The organism is Gimesia sp. (assembly GCF_048262075.1).
GTDB lineage: Bacteria > Planctomycetota > Planctomycetia > Planctomycetales > Planctomycetaceae > Gimesia.
Window position 1 is genome coordinate 505,944 of the sequence record NZ_JBLXFK010000002.1, and the last position, 18,311, is coordinate 524,254.

Sequence of the window (18,311 nt, forward strand, 5' to 3'; positions counted from 1 at the left end):
CTGAAACTCAGAAAGAAACATCTGTCACCTGTAATTTCGCAATCCCAGTTTCCGCTAAGATGGCTGATTCGACGCGAATGCCACACCATGAGTAATGCAGTTATCAGCAAACAGTAATAGATCTCAGTAAACGAACGGAATATCATATGGCCTCTCCTCCGGAGAACCCCCAGGCAACTCCTCCCAAAGGCAAAGCTCCTCAGAAGCAACCAGGTAAAGAAACTCAGAATGCCCCATCGACCGGTCCCTGGCTGATTATCCTGCTCATTCTGGTAATCGGCAGCCTGATGTTGATGAAAACCTCGCCAGAAAATACTGGTTCGAAGGTGGATTACAGTTTCTTTCTTTCAGAGCTCAAACGGGGGAACGTTGACTCCGTTGACTTCCATGGAGATATCCTGACAGGAAAATGGAAAACCAAGCCTGAGAATCCTGATAAAGAGAAAAAAGATGAAAAGCTGGCCGAAGAATTCAATACGGTCCTGCCTTCACATCCAGTCGAAGACCGGGACCTTGTTCCGGAACTGGTCAAACACGATGTGACTTTCAAGGCAGAGAGCACGAATGTCGGCATAGGCACCTATATTCTTCCCTGGTTGATTGGACCACTGTTGATTATCGGTTTCTTCTGGTTCATGTTAAAGCGTTCTTCGGATCCCATGGGGTCTGGCATGCTGGGTAATTTTACCAAAAGTCCAGCAAAGCGGTTTCGCCCCTCTGAAGAACAAACCACCTTTGATGACGTGGCTGCCATGGAACAGGCTAAGGCAGAACTACAGGAAGTCGTGGAATTTTTAAAGACACCTGCCAAGTTTCAGCGTCTGGGGGCACAGATCCCCAAAGGCGTGCTGTTGATGGGCTCTCCGGGAACCGGAAAAACACTGTTGGCCCGCGCTACTGCAGGAGAGGCAGGGGTTCCCTTTTATTCCATCAATGGTTCTGAATTTATTCAGATGTTTGTCGGCGTGGGTGCCAGTCGAGTTCGTGACCTGTTTCGAACGGCAAAAGAAAACGCTCCCTGTATCATCTTCGTAGATGAAATTGATGCTGTGGGACGAATTCGAGGCGCCGGCCTGGGCGGAGGCCATGATGAGCGGGAACAGACCCTCAATCAGATGTTGAGCGAGATGGACGGTTTTCAGCAAAATGAAGCTGTTATCATCATCGCAGCCACCAACCGTCCCGATGTCTTGGACCCGGCATTATTGCGTCCCGGGCGTTTTGACAGGCACATTACCGTAGATCGTCCCACAAAAGAGGGGCGGGCCGCGATTTTGAAAGTTCACTCAAGGAAGATCCCGCTTTCAGAAGATGTTGATTTACAGAAAATTGCTGCAGGCACAATTGGATTCTCTGGCGCCGATTTAAAGAATCTCGTAAATGAAGCAGCATTGTCGGCAACCCGTTTAAATAAAGGGCAGGTCGACAATGACGACTTTGATAATGCCCGGGATCGTGTCCTGATGGGACCGCCTCGCGAGGAGATCTTGAGCCATAAAGAAAGGGAAATGACAGCCTATCACGAAGCCGGTCATGCATTGCTGGCCTGGTTACTGCCGGAAATTGATCCGGTACACAAAGTCACCGTAATTCCTCGTGGCAGAGCGTTGGGTGTGACCCAGCTTCTCCCCGATGAAGAGCGTTATAACATGGGTGAGAAACATCTTCACTCCCAGTTAGCGTTCATGTTAGGCGGACGCGCTGCAGAAGGCATTGTGTTTGGTGAACACACCGCCGGAGCAGCAGATGATATTAAACGTGCTACCCAGATCACACGCAAAATGGTGGGACAGTGGGGCATGAGTGATGTAATCGGTCCAGTGGCATTTCGCCACTCCGATGAAAACCCGTTCCTGGGGAAAGAGATGAAATCTCAAGGCGAATGCAGTGAAGAAACGGCACACGTCATCGATCAGGAAATGCAGCGATTCATGAACGCTGCTGAAGAACGGGCCAAAAAAATATTAACAGAAAACAGGGAGAAACTTGATCTGCTGGCAAAAGCACTCGTAGAAAAAGAGGCCATTGACAGTAATGACATCAAGCGTTTGATTGGGATTTCGGTTCGAGAACAGGCAAGTCTCGACACTTTAAATCAATCTGGTACGGACAGCAAAAGCGATCCACAACCAGAATAATCATCCCATCACGGATGCCTCAGCGCAGAACGAGTTTTCTCCTGCCTCAGCAGGAAAATACAGGATATGAATCCCAAACAGAAAAAGAAGAAAAAAAAACCATCTAAAACCAGTTTTTCAGAATTAGGATTGAATGAAAAAATCCTGAAGGACTTGAGTCAGGCAGGGTACGAAACCCCCAGCCCTATTCAATCTGAACTGATTCCCATCGCCGTTACTGGTCAGGACTGCATAGGTCAGGCCCGCACCGGAACCGGTAAAACGGCAGCGTTTTCACTGCCTGTCCTGCAGCAACTTGATCTCAGGCGGCCCGGGATGCAGGCACTGATCCTGGCACCGACCCGCGAATTGAGTGAGCAGGTGGCCGCTGAAATCCGGAAACTATGCACCTCGAAATCATTAAGCATCGCCGTCCTGGTCGGAGGCAAACCGGTCCGTCCCCAGGAAAACCAGTTGAAAAAAGGTGCACAGATCGCCGTGGGTACTCCCGGTCGGGTGATTGACCATATCAACCGGGGAAATCTCAAACTGGGTACACTGGGATTTGTCGTACTCGATGAAGCAGACCGGATGCTTGATATCGGCTTTCGTCCCGATATTGAAAAAATTCTGCGGAAGTGCCCCACCGAAAGACAGACCCTACTGCTGTCAGCAACCTTACCCCCACCTGTAGAGCGACTGGCAAATCGCTATATGCAGAACCCGGTGATGATCGACCTCTCTGAAGACAAAGTCAGCGTCGATGCCATCGATCAGTACTACATCACTGTCGACCCTGACCGGAAAATCAAGCTGCTGTCACGACTGCTGTTTCAGGAACGACCGAAACAGACGATTGTATTTACACGAACAAAGCGTGGTGCCGATAAACTGGATCGAATCTTCTCTAAAAAACTCAAGGAAGTGGCTGCTATCCATGGAGATTTACCACAACCAAAACGAGATCGCGTGCTGAAAAAATTCCGCGAAGGAAAAATCAGACTGTTAATTGCTACCGATGTAATGGGGCGTGGAATTGATGTCAGTGGTATTTCCCATATCATCAATTTCGATATTCCGGAATTCAGTGATGACTACGTGCACCGCATTGGTCGTGTCGGTCGGCTTTCTTCTGATCAGAAAGGAGCGGCCTTCACATTTGTCGCGCCAGATGAAGGGGACCAGCTCACGAATATCGAGAACCGGATCAACAATATGGTGACTGAGTTCCGTGTCGACGGCTTCGAAGCTTATAAACCACAAAAACCCCGGAAGAAAATCGAAAAGGTCTCCCACCTGGGCAGCACCGAGCATCTGATCAATCCCGATTTTGGTGATTTTTAATCTCAATCAATCATGCTGCTTAAGAAACGCTTCAATGCGGGGCAGCATGACTTCGTGTGCATCTTCAAATACGTAATGACCGGCTTCGGGAATTCGCAGAGTTTCCGCTGCCGGGAAACGTTGTTCAAATTCATCGAGAAAGTTAGTCGTAAAGCACCAGTCCTTTTCTCCCCAGATCAACAACATGGGATGTGCGGTGAACTGCTGCAGTCCCTCTTCTACATGCTGAAGAGTCTGATAACTGGGATGCGAAGAATTTAAAGGAATGTCTTTGACAAACTGATGGACGGCGACCCGATTTTTCCAGGAATCATAAGGACCAAGGAATCCAGCTTTGACTTCCGCGGTCATTCGGTCAGGTTTCTCAACCGCCATTTTCACCGCAGCTCCTGAAAACAGGTTTAGACCTCGTACCCCCCAGGCCCCCAGAACTGGAATGCGACAGACAGCGATCCGCAGGGGGATTTCCTGTGAACGAAAGGCAGCAGTATTCATCAGCACAAACCGCTGGAACCGCTCCGGGTAATCCACGGCTGCCCCCATGCCGATGGCGCCTCCCCAGTCATGTGCGAATAACGTAATATTTTGCAGGTTCAGTTCCTGAATCAGGGTTTTCAGATTCTGGATATGCGTCGCCAGCTGGTATGAATACTTCTGTGGTTTATCAGATAACCCACACCCCATGTGGTCTACAGCAATCACACGGTATCTTTGAGAGAGCTGTTTAATCAGTCGCCGCCAGGCAAAACTCCAGGTCGGATTGCCGTGCACCATCAGCAGGACCGGGCCTGCGCCTTCATCCAGATAGTGATATTGATGACCGTCGATCTTCAACCAATGCGAATCAAACGGGTATTCATTTTTAATCTGATCACGAAAATTCATACGGTAATCTTTAATACGTTGTGTAAGTCAGACAGAACAGAAGCGGTCGCGTTTTATTTCAGCAGGCGGGTAAAAATACTGATCTGCATACCTTATCGCGATTTCGCGAATCTGGCGAGGGAACAATCCAACGCTTTTAAAAACCGATCCAGATCAGCACGCTGATGGGCACTGGTTACTGAAATTCGCAGCCGTGAGGTTCCCTGAGGTACGGTGGGAGGCCGGATTGCTCCCACCAGAAATCCGGCTGCCTGTAAATCTGCTGCGATCGACATCGTTCGTTCCGGGTCTTTCAGAATTACAGGGATTATCGGGCCGGAAGACGTGTTGTCGGCCAACAGTGATCGGTTTACGAGTTCCTGACGCAGAAATTCAGATTGAGCATGCAACTGCTGTCTGCGCTCTGGTTCAGCAGTAATAATATTGAGTGATTCGCAGGCCGCTGCACAGATTGCCGGGGGCAGGGCAGTCGAATAAATTTGAGTCCGTACCCGATTCCAAAGCCATTCAATCAGGGAATTTGAGCCGGCCACAAAGCCTCCCATGGTTCCCAGCCCTTTACTCAGTGTACCGACGCGGATGGTAACTCGCGATTCCACATTCAGCTCTTCAGCCAGTCCGCGCCCCGTGGCCCCCCAGACCCCTGTCGCGTGTGCTTCATCGATCACGAGACAGGCCTGGTACTGTTCCGCCAAATTACAGAGCTCACCCAGGGGTGCCCGGATGCCATCCATACTGAAGATGGAATCTGTCACAATGATCGTTTTCCCATCACCCGTTGTTTTATCCAGTTCCCGTTTCAGTTTCCCGAGATGATCATGGCGATAGACGCGAAACTTTGCCCCCGCAAGTCGGCTGCCATCTACCAGACTGGCATGATTCAGTCGATCACAATAGATCGTATCTCCCTCACGCGCGATGGCAGACACGACCCCCAGATTCGCTGCATAACCACTGGGAAACAGAATCGCCGCGTCCGTCCCCTCAAAATCAGCCAGTCTTTGTTCGAGCCGGGCATGCCATTCCGTGCGGCCGCTTACCAAAGCACTGGCACGGGAGCCTACTCCCATTTCCTGCAGCGCAGTGGTGGCAAGCGAAATCAGACGGGGATCGTGAGCCAGATTGAGGTAATCATTACTGGAAAGATTGACCAACTCCTGACCTTCCAGCAGGCAACGTCCGTCCGGCAGCGGTTTGAAGGTTCGGCGTGAACGAAACAAACCTGCTTTCCGGAGCTTCTGCAGGTCGTCTTCTATCCATTCCGGGAATTCAGAAGAGGACATAGTCACAGGCACCTGATTTGAGATTGAATGCCGAAGCCAACTACTTCAACGCGATCACGTGATTACTCAATCGTTCAAAACCATCTTCCGTGATCAGGTAATTATGTTCGATTCGCATTCCGCCGATCCCTTCTACATACACACCGGGCTCCAGCGTAACAACATCTCCGGTCAGAAGAGTATCAATGCTTTCAGGAACCAGGATCGGCGCTTCCGGATGACCGAGACCCAGACCGTGACCAGCATGATGCTGGAAGTTTTCACGGTAACCTGCTTCCCAGATTGGAGCGGCGGTTGCTGCATGTACTTCGGCACATTTTGTACCTGCTTTGAGAGTCGACTCACCTCCCTGCATGGCTGCCTGACAAAGCCCAAACAGCATTTGTTGATCGGCCGAGGGCTCACCAACACTGATGGTATTGGTGAAGTCGCTACGGTAGCCGTGAATCACCACGGAATAATCCAGGACGAACAAATCACCATTCGCCAGGACATGCCCGGAAGGCAATCCCCCGGCCTTCGGAACAGCAGGCGTAGAAGCACGGAAGTCGCCGTAAATAATCACGGGGAGACCGGCGGCCTGCAGGACTGCTGCCTGGACCTTGCGAAAGATGTCGAATTCACTTTTACCCGCTTCAACGATCTCCCGGGCACACGCATGACCAGCCTCACAAGCCTGCATGCATTGTTTGAGTAATGCAATTTCGTCGGTGTGTTTCTGGCGACGCAGTTGACGCAAGACACTGCCTAGTTCCAAAGTCGCATCGGTCTGAGTGATTTCCAGTTCCTGCAAAGCACCTACTGGCAGCCATTCTGCTTCGATCGCACCAGGGCGACCTTTCAGTTGAGGCACAACGGAGCTCAACGCTTTGAAGAGTGCATGGTCACGATTTTCGACCGAATGTTTGTGATCATACCAGGTTTCAATCGCCTCGTGGTCTACATAATACTCAGCGGCTGAAGAACGGAGCGTGAAATTATCACCAATCAGGGTGACACCTTTTTCACGGTCCAACAGCAACAACGCTCGTTCACCCCGCGAAAAGCTGCAGGGCTGCACCAGGAAGTTGGAAAGATAGAGCACATGACGGGGGTCTGCAATCAGAATCCATTCCAGGTGATCGGGAACCGTTTCCCACAATCGTTTCTGTCGTGCCAGACAACCTTCTTGAGTCAGCATTATCTCAAAGTCCTTTCAGACATGATTGAAAAATTGAAATCTGCGGCAAGGCTCACTCGTAGCCTTTTTCAACAAGCCAGCGTTCCGCATCCAAAGCAGCCATACATCCGCTGCCGGCTGCCGTAATGGCCTGTTTGTAGTTGTCATCGGCGACATCTCCGGCGGCAAATACACCTTCAACATTGGTATTGGTACGGAAGGGAATCTTCCATTCAATGAAGCCTTTGTCGTTGGTTTCAATCTGTCCTTTAAGGAAGTTCGTGTTGGGTGTGTGACCAATGGCGGCAAAATAGCCGGAGGCGTCCAGATCTTCGGTCTGACTTTCATCTACCGTGCTGCGAATCCGAACTCCGGTCACACCTTTTTCATCATCTCCCAGAACTTCTTCCACGACGGAATTCCATTTCACCTCGATCTTTTCATTGGCTAGAGCCCGTTCCGCCATAATTTTACTGGCCCGAAATTCGTCACGACGGTGAATGATATATACCTTGGACGCAAACTTGGTCAGGTAATTCGCTTCTTCCATAGCACTGTCACCTCCGCCAACCACAACCAGCGGATGATTTCGGAAGCGCGGCATGGCACCATCACAGACAGCACACGCGGAAACCCCCATGTTCTTGTAACGGTTTTCCGATTCGAGGCCCAGATAGTTCGCTCGGGCTCCGGTGGCAATGATGACTGATAGTGCCTCGACGGTTTCACCGTTAGCACGTGTGATTTTAAAAGGATGTGCAGATAAATCGACATCGACCACATCGTCGGTCACAACTTTGGTACCAAAATTGACTGCCTGCTGACGCATCAGTTCCATTAATTCTGGACCACTGACACCATGCCCCAAATGAGGTGCCATATACTGTCGCTTTGATTTATCGATGGAACCATCGAGGTATGATTCTAGATTCCCGGCTGGAAAACCGGGATAATTCTCGACCTCAGTGGTTAAAGCCAGCTGTCCCAGAGGCAAAGTCCCCTGTAGTCGATTTTCTTCCGAAATGGCTCCTTCGAAGCAGAGGGGTTCCAAGTTGGCTCGAGATGTGTAAATGCAAGCTGCCCAACCAGCGGGTCCTGATCCGATCACGACGACTTTTTCTGGCACAGTAGGTGACCTCCTGATATGCATTCTCCCTGAACGAAAAGATTTCCTGTCAGAGAAGTTGCGTGTGAATTGTAATCCTGAAACACAACCAGCGTACGAACCTGGCGTGTGACACAATCCTAATGAAGTATGGTCAGGAATTCCAGATGTCCGGAGGAAGGGTTTTTAAGCCGGACCAGAAAATGAGAGTCGCTAAAGTGAAATGAAGGCATAAAAAAAGGTGCTTCGAATCATGTGAATGACTGAAGCACCTTTTCTGTGCTGAATGGAGCAAGTGCGGGCCAACGCTTGCCACCATCGCTGATATAGTACTAAAGCATAAGCCGTACCATTCAGAAAATTATTCACAAATTTATCCATAAACCTTTTAATGGCAATGCATTACAATTCCCAAGGATATTTTGAGTCAAATTCGCACCCCAGCAGAGTGGTGAATTATGCTACAGGTGTTGCAAAACAAACCAGGGCAAAATGCTACACTGGCTCACGCGACCCTGATTTCAAAGAAAACCCAACACGAGTATTGCGTAGAAGGACTGAGTTTTCATATTGTGAACCCTCCAACTGATGATGATGTCTACAATTACCTAAAATGTTGATTTCCCTTCACCTGACTGTGTTGCAGATTAGCTGAGCGTTTTTAAGGAGAGTTCCGTGTCTGAAGCGTCCCCCGCACGGCCCCAGAAGTTTACTGTTCCCCGGTTTCTCGCTGCGAAAGAGAAAAACCAGAAAATCACCATGCTGACAGCCTATGATTATCTGTCTGCAAAAATTCTGGATGAAGCCGGTCTGGACTGCCTGCTGGTAGGCGACACTTTAGGAATGGTCGTGCAGGGTAAGAGTACCACACTGCCTGTAACCGTCGATGAAATGATCTATCACGGGGAAATGGTGTGTCGCGCCGTTCAACGAGCCCTGATTATTGTAGACATGCCCTTTATGTCTTTTCATATATCCCCGGCGCAGGCTCTGGAAAATGCCGGACGAATTTTGAAAGAAACAGGAGCCGACGCCGTCAAACTGGAAGGGGGAGTCAATCAGGCAAAAACCATCGAGGCGATCGCATCTGCAGATATCCCCGTGATGGCACATCTGGGACTCAAACCTCAGTCCGTACGTGCCATAGGCAGCATGGGAAAGATTCAACGTGATGAAGACCAGTTGATTGCCGATGCACTGGCTGCTGAAAGAGCAGGGGCCTTTGGAATTCTGCTGGAAATGATCACCGCACCCATCGCAAAAAAAATTACGGACACTGTCACCGTCCCCACTATTGGTATTGGCTCTGGACCGGACTGTGATGGTCAGGTCCTGGTCACACCGGATATGCTGGGAATGAATGCCGATTTTCATCCACGATTCTTAAAGAAATACGCCAACTTCGCGGCGGAAATGACAACAGCCGTACAGGCATATGCAAATGAAGTTCGCGAAGGGGCATTCCCAGACCAGTCTCACAGCCATTCATAAGACTTGCCTCACACGAAATCAGCGTTTATTTCGATGACTCTGCAGGGAGGGTACGGACCCGTTTCCCCAGACAGTTGTCAATTCCCAGCACGAACATCACCCATAATGCAGAAAAGGCTTCGCTCATATTAATCTTGGAACTGCCATACCGGCGTTCTTCGAACGTAAAGGGGACTTCTTTAAACGTACACCCCACACGGCGGCAGCGATAGAGAATCTCTTCCTGAAAGGCATATCCTTTGGCCCGCAACAGGGCGAAATCAATCTCGGCCAGCTTGGGAACCCGATAGCAGCGAAAACTGCCGCTGCAGTCCCGGGACTTCAAACGGAGCAAGAAGCGGGCATACAAGTTGATCGCTCCACTCATAAAATAACGTTTCGGCCCCCAACCTTCGATTTTGCCGCCGGGGATATAACGAGAACCAATGGCGACATCTGCGTCTTGGGTTGCTGCCACCAGATCCGGCATGAACCGTGGGGGATGGCTGAAATCAGCATCCAGATTTAATACCAGCTCGTATTTGTTTTCAATCGCGTACCGAAAACCGGCGATCGTCGCCGTTCCCAGCCCCAGTTTCCCTGTACGATGGATGGAATGAATCCGAGGATCGGCTTGCCCCAACTCTTTTGCATACTCTCCTGTCCCATCTGGCGAATTATCATCAATCACCAGTATGTGTGCCTCAGGAAGAAAGTTATGAATCTCCGGAATTAGTAATTCCAGGTTTTCTCGCTCATTATAAGTGCATAACGTCACTAACAGTCGAGGATGTGCAGAATCGGTCATTGGATATATCAGGCCCAGTCGATCAGGGATGGTTCAGATCATTTTGGTGGAATCAACAACGGTGCTTGTTGTTGACTTTTAGCAGGCTCCGGCAGAGGAATCAACGGCTCACTCGGTGCATCTGCGTTGTCCGGAAGGGGAGGCAGTGCTGAATCGTTGCCAGCAGGCTTTTGGGGAATTCTCTGTGGCGGGGGAGGCAGAGGCCTGGAAAGCGGTTGGGAACGGGCTGGCCCCAGTGGTTGTACTGGTGGAAGGGGAGTCTGTTTGGATTCGAATGCCGGTGGTCGGGTCTTAGCGGGATCTACCACATATCCCTGCTGATTCCCCCCTTTTTGTTTCACGGTCTGCTGTCCCACGGGAACAGGCTGAGGATTCAGGAACGCCAGAAAGTGATCACCCCGACCAGCCAGCCGGGCAGCAGTTTCCATAACGTCATGCGCCTCTTCGATCTGACCGTTAAAATGCAGGACCACGCCAAATACAAACAACCGTTCCGGGTCACGAATATCTTTTTTTACCCACTCGGCAACCTGATGCACCATTGAATCTCTGGCAATCGCATGCTCTGCACCGAACAGTTCGTTCAGGCTTTCCCCTGTCGAAGGCCAGGCAGGATCCAGTTCCAGCCCCTGCTTAAACTCGAATGCTGCGCGATCATACTGTCCCAGGGCAACCAGCGAAAATCCTTTTCTGAAATGCGGCGTTGCCAGATCTTTCGTCAAGGAAGCGGCCAGTTTGTAACGTTCATAGGCCCGGCGATAATCCAGTTTTTTAAAGTATTCATCCCCCTTGACCTGATTCCGCAGGCTCAACTCCCTGGCATGTCGGGTCGAGGGAACAATGTATTTCTGAATCTTACGTGAGGGTTCCGGCAGGTAATTCTTGTCGTTCCAGCGCTCCAGATCATTTTGGAGTGCATTATTGAGCGGCACGTTACTCGCAGCTGGATCATTGAATTGTGGTGAATTCGGGAGTGTGGGCAGAGTACCGGGAACATTACTGTAAGGATAAACGGCAGGGGGAGAAAATCCCAGTCCCGGTAAAATCGGATAGAAACCGTTTAAAGAATACCCATTGGAAAAAAGAACTGGATTCCCCGCGATAAATGCATCCGTACTGTAATAACCAAATCGGTTATACATGTAAGGCCCCCACGGATTCCCATAGTAGGAATTTCCGGGAAACGAGAAGTTAAAACTGGTATTTCCCGAGTAACCCCTGACAGACCAGCCAGGGTCAGGCCAGGTACGTCCATAATTACGTTGGTATGAATTTCTATGGTGTGAGTTTCCATGATGATGATGCTGATGACGGGATCGCGATTGCTGCACGGGTGCGGAAAGAGACTTCTGGGCAGAAACCTGCGTGGGAGATCCCATAAGCAGAAAAACTGTGCTCACGATGAGAAGTGATCGCATTGGTACTCTCCTGTCTGGCCCAGTTCCTGATGAATAAAGCTATTATGCAGGTACAGAGTGGGAAATGCAAGAACTCTTCCATCGCGACAACCGAACGCATTTCACACCAGTCACAAGGTAAATTAACGGATACCCGCTTTCCAGCACGACTGGCCAATCACTTATATTTCCAGTTTTTCGCACAATTCCCCTTTCAAGAGCAAACGAATCTGCAGGAATGTTGAAAAGAAATCCTCCGACCGTTTAAGACTGGTCTGATCGGTATAATTTAAATGGCTTTCAGACAGACTGGTGAAAGTTTGTGGCCACAAATTGCATGCAACCGGAGAAGACACTGATGCAAACCTTCCAATAATTTTAACTCCCGGGAACGGGTCCCTCCTCACATTAGGAACAGCCGCGAAGCTCACATCTATCTCACCCTGAGATATACAGTCTGCCCATTTTCACATGTTTTCCGACCCGCTAGCGGGCTGTTGTCGACGTAAATCTCTCCCAGTTTAACCAACCGTTACGACGCATATAATCGTGAGGAAAAATGACGTAACCTTTTTACCTGATAATGACTTGAGACATTCAAGCGACGATTACAGCACGCCGATGAATTGTACCAGTCGCAATGAGAATTCGCATCAGAATGATCGAAGGAAACGATTCGGATGTGAATTCAGGCGATGCTCACCGGGGCATCGACCGCAATCAAAATTAGTAAGAAGATTTTTGTGGGGGTGTTGTCGTAGGCAATACTCTTAGACTCAAGCCAGCGCGAGTTGATGATTTCAACTTGGACGAAAAAAGCAGTCCCTAAAGGAACAAAACTAAATTCGCGCCGTAACCACTGTGATGTGACAAAAGAGGCACATCAATCTGTCTATGATGGTCAGAAAACGACCCAAGAAGGAGACGCTGTTCTATGAAATGGATTAGTCTGTTAAGTGCATTTGTTGTGGCATTGGGGATGAATGCCGTTGCACAAGCAGATCTTTTTGACCTTTCGCTTAATTGCGGGGCTGCAAAGAGCTGTGAATGTGCCTCGACCTGTCAACCTGAATGTTGTAAACCCACTATTACGAAACCATGTGAGCCTAACGTTTATACTTACCAACGTCAGTGTTCATCGATTAAACCACCTTGCTGCTGCGAAGCTGCACCAGCATGCTGCAAACCTGCCCACAAACTGCGTGGCTGGTTCAAGAAACGCTGCTGTACAGATTCAAGCTGTGCACAGAACAACTGCTGCACTCCAGCTCCCAAAGCCTGCTGTGCACCTGCTCCTAAAGCTTGTGCCGCTCCAGCTCCAAAAGCTTGCTGTGCACCAGCCCCTAAAGCCTGCTGTGCTCCTGCACCAAAGGCTTGCTGTGCTCCTGCTCCTAAAGCATGTGCCGCTCCAGCTCCGAAGGCCTGCTGTGCTCCTGCTCCCAAAGCATGCTGTGCACCAGCCCCTAAGACCTGTGCTGCTCCTGCTGCAGACAGCTGCTGCAACGAAGAACCTTGCTGCAACGCAGATCCTTGCGTGATTGCAGAATTGATCTACCAGTCACAGACTGCCTGCTACGCTAAACACCGTCGCAAAGCAATCCACAAACTGGGTGACCACTTCAACTGCGAATGCAATCCTGAGATCATGTGTGCTTTCATCTACGCTCTGAACGACGCTGACGAACGTGTTCGTGCCAAAGCTGCTGATGAAATCGGCGACCAGCTTCGCAAGCACTGCTGTGGATGCTCTCCTGAGCTGACAGCTGCTCTGACTTGTGCTCTGGGCGACTGCGACAAGAAGGTTGTTCGTGAAGCAACTCAGGCTCTCGAACTGTGTGGATACGAAGTTGTTGAAGGATGCTGTGACACACCTTGCTGTCACACTAATGGATGTGCTCCTGCTGGATGCTCACCATCTGCAGCTCCTGCTGCTCCCGCTCCTGCTTCTGATCCTAAAGCTTACTTCCCCAGCCGTCTGCAGAACCAGAAGCAGACACGTCGTCTGAGCGGAAACAGCCTGTCAAACCTGTTCGGTCTGATTGACTAGTTCAATTAAGACTTCAGCTTGACTGAATCGAAGTATCGAAACGGCTCTCCTTAACGGGAGAGCCGTTTTTTTTGGTTTCTATGAAACCGGGAAATCCAGTATTGAACAACACCTTTCTGGATATTACAATCCAATTTAATGAATTCTGTTGTCTTAAAGACCTGAAAACACTAGACTTAAAATAAAGATTCGTAAACTCTGATTTGATCTGATAACATGGAAATGATTTAATCTGTTTTTGATATCATTTTATAATAGGATATGAGTAACGCGATTCCCTCCTCAAATGTGACTGCCTGAAATCAGTTGCAGCCTGCCATTGAAAGCTCCACTTAGTACTACTGTCCGAGTTTGAACAAATTAAACCGTTCTCCTTTAAGGCATCAGTTGATTGAATCAGAATGCGATCAGTTCAGAACGAACTGCTGATTGACAACCGGCGCTTTTCAGATTTAAAGGTTCTCACCATGCGACGTCGAAAATTTCTCAAACACTGCACGAGTATTCTGGGGTCCCTTTACGCCATCATCCTCGCAGTACCTGCTTTGGGCTTTTTGTTTTCGACACTCAAACGAGGTCAGCAGACAGAAAAGCCATACCGCCTGGCGCGTCTGAATGACCTGGAAACTGGCGTTCCCCAGCGATTTACAATCAATGACCAGCGAGTTGATGCCTGGACCAAATATCCTTCCGGCCCTATCGGTTCGGTCTGGATCAGTAAATCGCAGGAGGGAGCAATCACCGCGTTTTCATCCACCTGCCCTCACTTGGGTTGTGTGGTAGATTATGTCGCCGGAGACGAAGAATATTTCTGCCCCTGTCATGCGGCTACCTTCCAGACAGATGGCGCAATGGTCAGCGGGCCGCAACCACGGGGAATGGATGAGTTGAAAACCACGATCGAGACCATCCGGGGAGAGCAGTGGGTCATGGTGGAATATCAGAAGTTCGAAACCGGCATCGCTGAAAAAGTCCCCATCGGTTAAGGAAACCCGAATTTCGACTCACTACCTGACTGACTAGATAGACTCATCAATTTGATTTCCCATAGGGAGATATTTCAGTGCTGCCTCAAAAAGCCCAACAGTGGATCGATGAACGAACCGGATACAAAAATTTCCTGCACGCGATCTTTCTGTTAAATTTTCCCACCAAACGTCGGTCCCGCTGGCAGTTCATCTGGGGAGGGGCACTCGTTTTAATGATGCTGGTGGAAATGGTAACCGGCGCACTTCTAATGACCGTTTACAGTCCCTCCGAAGCGTCTGCCTGGGGCAGCGTGCATTATATCGAAACCCAGGTCGATCTGGGCTGGTTTGTCCGGGGGTTACATCACTATACCGCACATATGATGATCGTAGCGATTATCGTGCACATTTTTCTGGTCATCATTTCAGCCGGTTATCGCAAGCCTAAAGAATTTATCTACTGGACCAGTCTGCTGATTGGTGGCGTTATTATTGGTCTGACAATCACGGGTAATCCGCTGCCCTGGGATCAGAAAGGCTATTGGTCTTATCAGATTGAAACAGGGATTGCCGGAACCATGCCGGTTATCGGCTCAACACTGCGGTCGCTGGTAGTGGGGGGCAGTGAATTCGGCAATCTGACTCTCACCCGCCTTTATACGATTCATGTGATTGTCCTGCCTGTGATTGCCATGCTGCTGTTTGCGTTTCATATGGCACTTATCCGCCGCGAACGTCTGCGGACAGCGAAAATTAAAGAAGCAGCCGACGATCCGGAAGTCGACTTTCAGTTGGATGAAGATGACCCGGTCAAAGATGAAATCACCCAACCATACTGGCCTTACCAGACCACACGCACACTGGTCCTGGCTCTGGTACTGATCGGTATTGTGATTATCCAGCTGATGGTTTATCCCGCTCTCAAAAATCAACACGTCTCAGTCGGGCATCAGGACTGGGAGGCAGATCTGCAAGCCAGCGAGATCAAACTGGAAGCACCCGCCGATAGTTCCATCCCTTATGTTGCACGTCCTGAGTGGTTTGTCCGGTTCCTGTTTGAACTGCGCCACATGGTTCCCAAAGAAATGGAAGTCCTGGTGACAGCAGTATTACCCGGAGTCATTCTGGCAGTACTGTTCCTCGTCCCCTTTTATGAAAAAGTTCTGGGTGAGAAATGGGGGCAGCGGGTCGCTATCATTGTCTATGTAGGTGGCTTACTCATCATCTCTGGTATCAGCTGGTATGGCGTTATCACAGAACGCGATGCGCCAAATTATGCGCTGAACCGGTCTCAGGAAATCGCCTATGCTGCCCGGGCCTCCTGGCTGGCCAGTGAAAACGGAGTTCCCCCTGAAGGTCCCGCATCCTTGCTGAGAAACGATCCCAAATCAATGGGCCCCCTGATTTTCGCGCGGCACTGCGGCATCTGCCATACCTGGAATGGTCATGACGGAACAGGGCACAATATCATGGAAATGAAAGATGGTAAAAAAGTCATCGCCACTCCCCGCGCATCTGATCTGGCAGGTTTCGCCACGACTCAATGGCTGACGGAATTTCTGATGGATCCCAAATCTCCGAAATTTTTTGGTCATCTGGGTTCAACAAAAGGCGGCGACGCCATTCTGAACGGTGATATGAGCGACTGGGCAGACAGCTATGTCGGCCCCGAAGGAATTCTCTCGAAAGCAGATATTGAAGCAGTCGCAGCACTGGTGGCCCGCGAAGCCAATCGCAGGGACTTTCAACCATTGAGTGAAGAGACTGTAAAACGCGGCATTTCGGTTTTCAGCGGGATCGATTTCAAAGATAAATCAGGCAAGGTCGCCGAATTTTATGGCTACTGTGCTCAGTGTCACGCCATGAAAGCGGGTGACCCCGAAGAAGAAGGGGGCGGGGCAGCTCCTGACTTCAATGGATATGGCTCAGAAAAATGGTTGACCGATTTTATCCGTAAACCAGGAGCCGAACGCTTCTATGGTGACAAAAACATCATGCCTTCGTTTGAGGAATCAAAACTCTCCAAACACGATCTGAACCTGCTCGTCAAATGGATGCGCGGTGAATGGCAGCGACCTGAAAAAGACGAGAAATAACTTGATTCGCACATACAAATCAACTGCCTGAATATTTACTTCCGAGGCATAAGTACCTGTTCCCAATTGCCTGGTTGATTTTCAGACTGTTTTCGTAATCTCTGAAGGGCAGCGGTGAGTACCGGATCTTCGGTTTTTGCGAAGTCTTTGGGGGCCGCCTGTATTTTGATATCAGGCTGAATTCCCACGGTATCAAAAGAGTTCCCATTGATATCCAGGGGGATCCAGCGCGGCAAATTGACAATGATACCTGCTCCCGCATCAATCCTGCGAGGATTGCCACTGGAACCAGCGGTCCGATCGCCCATCGTGGTCACGTTGGGACATTCTGCCAGCATCAATGCAAATGCTTCCGCGGAACTCATTGTTTTCTCACCCTGAAGCACGATAACAGGCCCTTGGTAATACCAATTCTTATTGGGGGTAAAGATTCGTTTCTGTTTCGCCCCAAGGTCGCTGTGCTCTGAGCCGATCCGATACTGATGCATCGCATAAAGACGTGGCTGGTCTAAAAAGTAACCAGCCATTTTCATCGCCAGCGGTTCTCCGCCACCTCCATTCGCGCGAATATCCAGAATCAGGCCGCGTGTACCCTGCATCTGTTTCAGAGCAGTTTCAAACTGATTCAGAAGAGTCTCGTTCGAGAGGCTGTCAACGGCGATATAGCCAATATCGTCTTTTGTCCGCCCCCATCTCATTCCCTTGACGCGATTGATCTCACCAATCAGTCGCGATGCTGCTACAGGACTGGCATTAAAATGTCGCTCGCGGTTGAAACCTTTGACATACATGCCATTGACCTGGACATACACATGCAGATCTTTTAAGTGAGCAAGCATCTCGCTAAGAACTTTAGCCAGTTCACGATTGTTTTTTGCTACGACTGCCTGGGGGCGATACTGGTCGCGCAACTTCAGCCAGTCCACTTCCGGTTTAATGACAAACATTGCATATTCGCGATCAAAAGAGTTCCACACTTTGTCGAAGATTTCAGCGCCGTTCCCCGGTTGAAACGGGACAGCGAGAGGAAGGGTTCGCTGCCGAAATGCATCTACATATTTCACCGTCTGCTGGCTGGTATCGATTGCGTAGAATCTTCGTGATCCTTCTTTGGTTTCGAGATCGAAAATGAGTGATTCTCGAAGTGGCACCATCGGCTTTCCCCCCTGCTGCCAGCTTGATCGCATCTTATGCCTGGCCAGGGTATTTGCCTGTTCGATCAGTTTTGCGTCTCCCTGCTTCACAACGGTATTTGCAGGAAACAGTTCACCAACGCGTGCCGGATGCAAGCGTAACCAGATGCTTGTGATCTGCTCCCCTTGGCCTGCACCTGCTGACACAATTTTCCCCGGAGTCTCAGGAAATACTGCCGCCCAGAGAACATCCTTGCCGTGCCGTCCCAATACAACCTGAGCAGACCCGAGTTTAACCTCGAACCTGTCTGTCAATTTATAATCAAACGAAGCGAGACTCCAGACATCTTCTTTTGTCGCAGCAGAATCGTAGCTGCGAGGCTGCTTAGAATATTCCAGACTGGCAGGATACCGTGTAGCGAGATCTTCAGCAGATGCCGTTGCTATGAACAGGAAAAACGCCATCAGCAGAACTGCACAAAACAAGAGTACGTTTCCA

At 49.8% G+C, this 18,311-nt stretch carries 15 protein-coding genes; 7 read left to right on the forward strand and 8 right to left on the reverse strand.

Annotation, left to right across the window (positions count from 1 at the left end):
• Positions 1-146: 146 nt before the first annotated feature.
• Both ftsH and ACN0YH_RS05640 read left to right on the forward strand, forming a co-directional pair.
• Positions 147-2,138: an ATP-dependent zinc metalloprotease FtsH gene (ftsH, locus tag ACN0YH_RS05635; protein ID WP_417378583.1), complete on the forward strand. Its 1,992-nt coding sequence runs from the start codon at positions 147-149 to the stop codon at positions 2,136-2,138.
• 66 nt (positions 2,139-2,204) lie between these two features.
• On the forward strand, positions 2,205-3,461 hold the full coding sequence (locus ACN0YH_RS05640; RefSeq protein WP_417378584.1) for a DEAD/DEAH box helicase: 1,257 nt from the start codon (positions 2,205-2,207) through the stop codon (positions 3,459-3,461).
• Between the two features lie 6 nt (positions 3,462-3,467).
• On the opposite strand, the gene ACN0YH_RS05645 is transcribed toward ACN0YH_RS05640, so the two are convergent.
• From ACN0YH_RS05645 to ACN0YH_RS05660, 4 genes are all read right to left on the reverse strand, one after another.
• Positions 3,468-4,346 (reverse strand): alpha/beta fold hydrolase, encoded by an 879-nt coding sequence (locus tag ACN0YH_RS05645; RefSeq protein WP_417378585.1) that lies wholly within the window; start codon positions 4,344-4,346, stop codon positions 3,468-3,470.
• A 92-nt stretch (positions 4,347-4,438) separates the two neighbouring features.
• Complete coding sequence (bioF, locus tag ACN0YH_RS05650; RefSeq protein ID WP_417378586.1) at positions 4,439-5,629, reverse strand: 8-amino-7-oxononanoate synthase; 1,191 nt, start codon at positions 5,627-5,629, stop codon at positions 4,439-4,441.
• A gap of 40 nt (positions 5,630-5,669) precedes the next feature.
• A complete protein-coding gene (locus ACN0YH_RS05655) occupies positions 5,670-6,809 on the reverse strand; it encodes a M24 family metallopeptidase (protein WP_417378587.1) in 1,140 nt (379 codons plus the stop codon).
• Positions 6,810-6,861: 52 nt separating this feature from the next.
• A complete protein-coding gene (locus tag ACN0YH_RS05660) occupies positions 6,862-7,914 on the reverse strand; it encodes an FAD-dependent oxidoreductase (protein WP_417378588.1) in 1,053 nt (350 codons plus the stop codon).
• 654 nt (positions 7,915-8,568) lie between these two features.
• Here ACN0YH_RS05660 and panB point away from each other — a divergent pair.
• A complete protein-coding gene (gene panB, locus ACN0YH_RS05665) occupies positions 8,569-9,384 on the forward strand; it encodes a 3-methyl-2-oxobutanoate hydroxymethyltransferase (protein WP_417378589.1) in 816 nt (271 codons plus the stop codon).
• A gap of 25 nt (positions 9,385-9,409) precedes the next feature.
• On the opposite strand, the gene ACN0YH_RS05670 is transcribed toward panB, so the two are convergent.
• Both ACN0YH_RS05670 and ACN0YH_RS05675 read right to left on the reverse strand, forming a co-directional pair.
• The gene (locus tag ACN0YH_RS05670) at positions 9,410-10,171 is read right to left on the reverse strand and encodes a polyprenol monophosphomannose synthase (RefSeq protein ID WP_417378590.1); all 762 of its coding nucleotides are present in this window, start codon (positions 10,169-10,171) and stop codon (positions 9,410-9,412) included.
• A gap of 38 nt (positions 10,172-10,209) precedes the next feature.
• The gene (locus ACN0YH_RS05675) at positions 10,210-11,589 is read right to left on the reverse strand and encodes a tetratricopeptide repeat protein (protein WP_417378591.1); all 1,380 of its coding nucleotides are present in this window, start codon (positions 11,587-11,589) and stop codon (positions 10,210-10,212) included.
• 29 nt (positions 11,590-11,618) lie between these two features.
• Here ACN0YH_RS05675 and ACN0YH_RS05680 point away from each other — a divergent pair, with 29 nt between their 5' ends.
• Positions 11,619-11,813, forward strand: a complete 195-nt coding sequence (locus ACN0YH_RS05680) for a hypothetical protein (RefSeq protein ID WP_417378592.1) — start codon at positions 11,619-11,621, stop codon at positions 11,811-11,813.
• Positions 11,814-12,696: 883 nt separating this feature from the next.
• On the opposite strand, the gene ACN0YH_RS05685 is transcribed toward ACN0YH_RS05680, so the two are convergent.
• Positions 12,697-13,089 (reverse strand): hypothetical protein, encoded by a 393-nt coding sequence (locus ACN0YH_RS05685; protein ID WP_417378593.1) that lies wholly within the window; start codon positions 13,087-13,089, stop codon positions 12,697-12,699.
• A gap of 13 nt (positions 13,090-13,102) precedes the next feature.
• On the opposite strand from ACN0YH_RS05685, the gene ACN0YH_RS05690 reads away from it, so the two are divergent.
• The 3 genes from ACN0YH_RS05690 to ACN0YH_RS05700 all read left to right on the forward strand — a co-directional run bounded on the left by ACN0YH_RS05690 (position 13,103) and on the right by ACN0YH_RS05700 (position 16,679).
• Positions 13,103-13,615: a HEAT repeat domain-containing protein gene (locus tag ACN0YH_RS05690; protein ID WP_232103628.1), complete on the forward strand. Its 513-nt coding sequence runs from the start codon at positions 13,103-13,105 to the stop codon at positions 13,613-13,615.
• Between the two features lie 467 nt (positions 13,616-14,082).
• Positions 14,083-14,601, forward strand: a complete 519-nt coding sequence (locus ACN0YH_RS05695; protein ID WP_417378594.1) for a ubiquinol-cytochrome c reductase iron-sulfur subunit — start codon at positions 14,083-14,085, stop codon at positions 14,599-14,601.
• Between the two features lie 77 nt (positions 14,602-14,678).
• Positions 14,679-16,679, forward strand: coding sequence for a cytochrome b N-terminal domain-containing protein (locus ACN0YH_RS05700; RefSeq protein WP_417378595.1), 2,001 nt, complete (start codon positions 14,679-14,681; stop codon positions 16,677-16,679).
• 35 nt (positions 16,680-16,714) lie between these two features.
• Here ACN0YH_RS05700 and ACN0YH_RS05705 read toward each other — a convergent pair whose 3' ends face one another.
• Entirely contained in the window at positions 16,715-18,298 is a 1,584-nt protein-coding gene (locus ACN0YH_RS05705; RefSeq protein ID WP_417378596.1) for a S41 family peptidase, read from the reverse strand.
• Positions 18,299-18,311: the final 13 nt, after the last annotated feature.